Source organism: Caballeronia arationis (assembly GCF_001544975.2).
Taxonomy (GTDB): Bacteria; Pseudomonadota; Gammaproteobacteria; order Burkholderiales; family Burkholderiaceae; genus Caballeronia; species Caballeronia arationis.
In genome coordinates, this window is record NZ_FCOG02000307.1 from 1 (window position 1) to 3,304 (window position 3,304).

Consider the following 3,304-nt stretch of genomic DNA (forward strand, 5'->3'; position numbering starts at 1 on the left):
TTACCGAGAACTGGATCGGCGCTCACGAACGCCAAGATGAGACCGTGAGAAAGGCGCAAGAACTCGGCACTCTCGAGTAAGAAACTACGAAGCGTAGAAATAACCCGGTGTTTGCGCTGAAAATCGCAACTGTACGAGCCGCTCCGACTCTTCAGGATTCGGCCATGAACGGACTCCGGCCTTCGTCGCAGAATGAACGCTGGAGTGGCTCCTTCAAGTTCGTTTCCGGCCAGACCTGACGACGCTACGCCATCCGGCCGCGCTAAATTCTCCCAAGCAGCTTTGAAGGCGTGGCGGTGCGTGTCGAGCATCAGGACCGCTTTTTGAGGCGGCAGGAGTAGCGATCAGATTGGACGCGCTCACGGCAAGCACGGCGCGCACCAGAAGTGTTCGCCTTATCCGGTATCCGCAGTTATCAATGATGCTCTTCATCGCTGGCGCGCGCGCTCCAATTCCTCGATCCGTCGCATCTTGTCGAATAGGGCGTGCTTGCGCGCGTCCTCACGTGTCTGCTCTCTCCTGTCCTGCGGCGTAATTGCGTGCCGGAGTTCGTATTCGTGTTCCAGTCTCTCTGCGACCGCGGCCGCGTTCGCTGCGAGCTTTTCGTACCTTGCCTTCGCGCGCGCCTGGGCGATCTCCTCCCGGAACCAGAGAACGGGGATGACAACCAGCAGGACGAGCAGGGTAACAAGCGAAATCGCCGTGCTCATCACACTCAGGAGGAGCATCCCGGCGAGAATGTATCCGCCGTAGAGAATGGCGAGGGTAAGCGCGATGAGAATAACGAAAATCATGTTGTGCGTTTTCAGTCCGAATGCTGGGGCAGCATGATAGCGTGACTCGTGTGCCTGATAAGCGCGTAAAGCAAAAGTGCACCAACCATTGACAATGGCCCGAGCAAACGATGAGAGATCCCCCGAGCACTGAACATCGATGAATTACTCGAAGCGCTCTACGCCGAGATTTTGGCGGATGCGGATGCGGATCCGGCCCGACAGCGGCTGAGCTCCATGTCGTAACGCGTCGTTAGTACGTCGTCAACTTTGTACAGTCGGCCCGGCCATTGGAGCCTGCTCGCACGTAGCACATCTGACCCGTTCCCTTGTCGAAGAGAAGCCAGCCCTCGCTGTCCTGACATTGGACGGTCCAGTTACCTTGGGTGGGGAGGAATCGGAGCTTGTCCGTTCCATCCTTGAAGGCTTCTGCAAGGATAATGCTGCAAATGACAGCCGAGATTGCATAGACAAATGCGACTTTCACAGACGACTACCCCTTCTATTAATCGGTCGGCGCTGTCGACCGACTTTTTTTGTTGCGCGATTGTAAGCCCAAAGACCCGACGTTGAAAATAGCAAGACGGAACTCTAGCCGTCTCGCGTTCCATCGTACAGCCCGCGTACGTGTACAAGGCGCTGGACGTCGACACGAGCACAGACTTGCTCTCGACGCATCAGCGCGCACCCGACATCCAAGCGACGCTGGTCAACGGGCTGTCGGCGCATCCAGAACGGTGACAAGCGAACGGCCGTTGGGCGTTCTATAACGTCAAGTTCCTGTGACGGCTCCCGACGGGCTCAAATGAGTCGACTGCTGCCCCACGTGGCGGATCAACGGCATGACCACGGCGGCCCCCCATGTCGACCGGGTTTCGGCGAACGATCAGCCGTTCGCCAACGCGTGCCTTCGTACGCTCGAACGTCGGCTTACTGCCTCTATTTGTGTGGTCGTGACGCCGGGCGTTCCGGGGATAACAAGCGTCGCCATCTTTTCCGCGCGCGCCTTCTAAAGAATTGGGCCAACGAGCCGATAACCAGGCACGATCGCGCGGAGGCGTATTAGCCATGCAGCGATTGTTTGCACGTTGAAAGCCGTTCCCCTAAAAAAGTCAATGAGACCAAGAATGAGAAATACGAGAAAAGTCGCGAAGTCGCTCTCCCTCGCGGGAATGTTGCTTGGGATTGTTGTTACGACCGGCTGTGCGTCCATCGTGGGCGGCGCGAACCAGTCGATTTCACTCGAAACGCGGACGAGCACTGGTGAGCAGATTGCCGGTGTCAATTGCAAACTTGAAAATCCGAAAGGAACATGGTTCGTCACGACTCCCGGTAGCGTCACGATACATCGCGCATATGACGATCTCTCGATTTACTGCACCAAAGCTGGAGAGCAGCCGGGCATTGCAACAGTTAAGTCTTCAACGAAGGGCATGGCGTTCGGGAATATCCTGTTCGGCGGCGTGATTGGCGCTGGCGTCGATGTAGCCACAGGCGCGGCGTACGACTATCCCACGCTCATTACTGTCCAACTAGGCGCCACGGCGACCATTGCTCCGCCGACAAACAACGCGCCCGGGACTGCGGCGCTTGCTCCCAAGGGAGGCGACACGAAAGTGACGCCGACATCATTCGATGGCGGAAAACGCGACCCGGTCGAGTCTCGCACCGTCGCAGCGACAGCGAACCCGTCATGAAGTGCCCCAAACTAGCGGCCGCGTTGGCGACGCTCGCCGTGATCTCGGGATGCGCTTCAATCGTAGAAGGTGAGAACCAGCAGATAACCATTCGAACGTCAATGGATGGATGGAACGTCACGGGAGCATCTTGCAAACTGACGAACAGCAAGGGTAATTGGTTCACCACTTCTCCGGGCACGGTTACTGTGCCGCGTGCCTATGATGACCTCCGCGTAGCGTGCGACAAGAGCGGACTTGCAGGCGGCACGCTGACGGTCAAGTCATCCACTAAGGGTATGGCCTTCGGGAACATTTTGGCCGGCGGGCCGGTCGGCGCTGGCGTAGACGTCGGCACGGGCGCGGCGTATGACTACCCGTCGAACTTGACTGTGAGGATGGGCATGGACGGTACCGCAGTACTGCGGCAGCCAGCATTGCCATACTCATATTGGTACCACTCCACCGATTGATTCCGTTTTCAGTAGCACAGCCCGCTTACCGCGCAGCGTCAAGTGCAGGCCAGCGTGTACCGGCTCGGATTGTCTGGACACGGGTTTGCAACTCAGGCGGCCTCTTTCATGGTGGCTGCCTGACGGGCTTCATGGGGTGACATAAAGCCCAGTTTTTCGAGACGCCAATGACGGTTGTAACGATCTTTGAACTCGACGGCCGCGGCCCGAACTTCCTCCAGGTTCCTGAAGATGCGACCGTGAATGGCTTGTTCCTTCAGCGTCCGGTTGAAGCGCTCAGCGACGCCATTCGTTTGCGGTTCGGCGACGAAGGCGAAGCTCGGCGTGACGCCCCAGAACCTGACCTGGTTGAGGAAGTCATCGGCCGTGTACTGCGAACCGT

The 3,304-nt window shown here is 57.9% G+C and carries 4 protein-coding genes; 2 read left to right on the forward strand and 2 right to left on the reverse strand.

The genetic code is table 11. From position 1 onward, the window contains the following. Window positions 1–428: 428 nt before the first annotated feature. Window positions 429–794 (reverse strand): hypothetical protein, encoded by a 366-nt coding sequence (locus AWB81_RS41350; protein WP_062644244.1) that lies wholly within the window; start codon window positions 792–794, stop codon window positions 429–431. Window positions 795–1,900: 1,106 nt separating this feature from the next. On the opposite strand from AWB81_RS41350, the gene AWB81_RS41360 reads away from it, so the two are divergent. Together AWB81_RS41360 and AWB81_RS41365 are read left to right on the forward strand one after the other, a co-directional pair. After that, window positions 1,901–2,470 (forward strand): hypothetical protein, encoded by a 570-nt coding sequence (locus AWB81_RS41360; protein WP_062644248.1) that lies wholly within the window; start codon window positions 1,901–1,903, stop codon window positions 2,468–2,470. Next, complete coding sequence (locus AWB81_RS41365; RefSeq protein WP_062644249.1) at window positions 2,467–2,922, forward strand: hypothetical protein; 456 nt, start codon at window positions 2,467–2,469, stop codon at window positions 2,920–2,922. Before AWB81_RS41360 ends, AWB81_RS41365 begins: the two co-directional genes overlap by 4 nt. A 92-nt stretch (window positions 2,923–3,014) precedes the next feature. Here the strand turns inward: AWB81_RS41365 and AWB81_RS41370 are convergent. Further along, window positions 3,015–3,304 (reverse strand): integrase core domain-containing protein (locus AWB81_RS41370; RefSeq protein WP_144444358.1); only part of this gene is annotated, 290 nt, incomplete at its 5' end.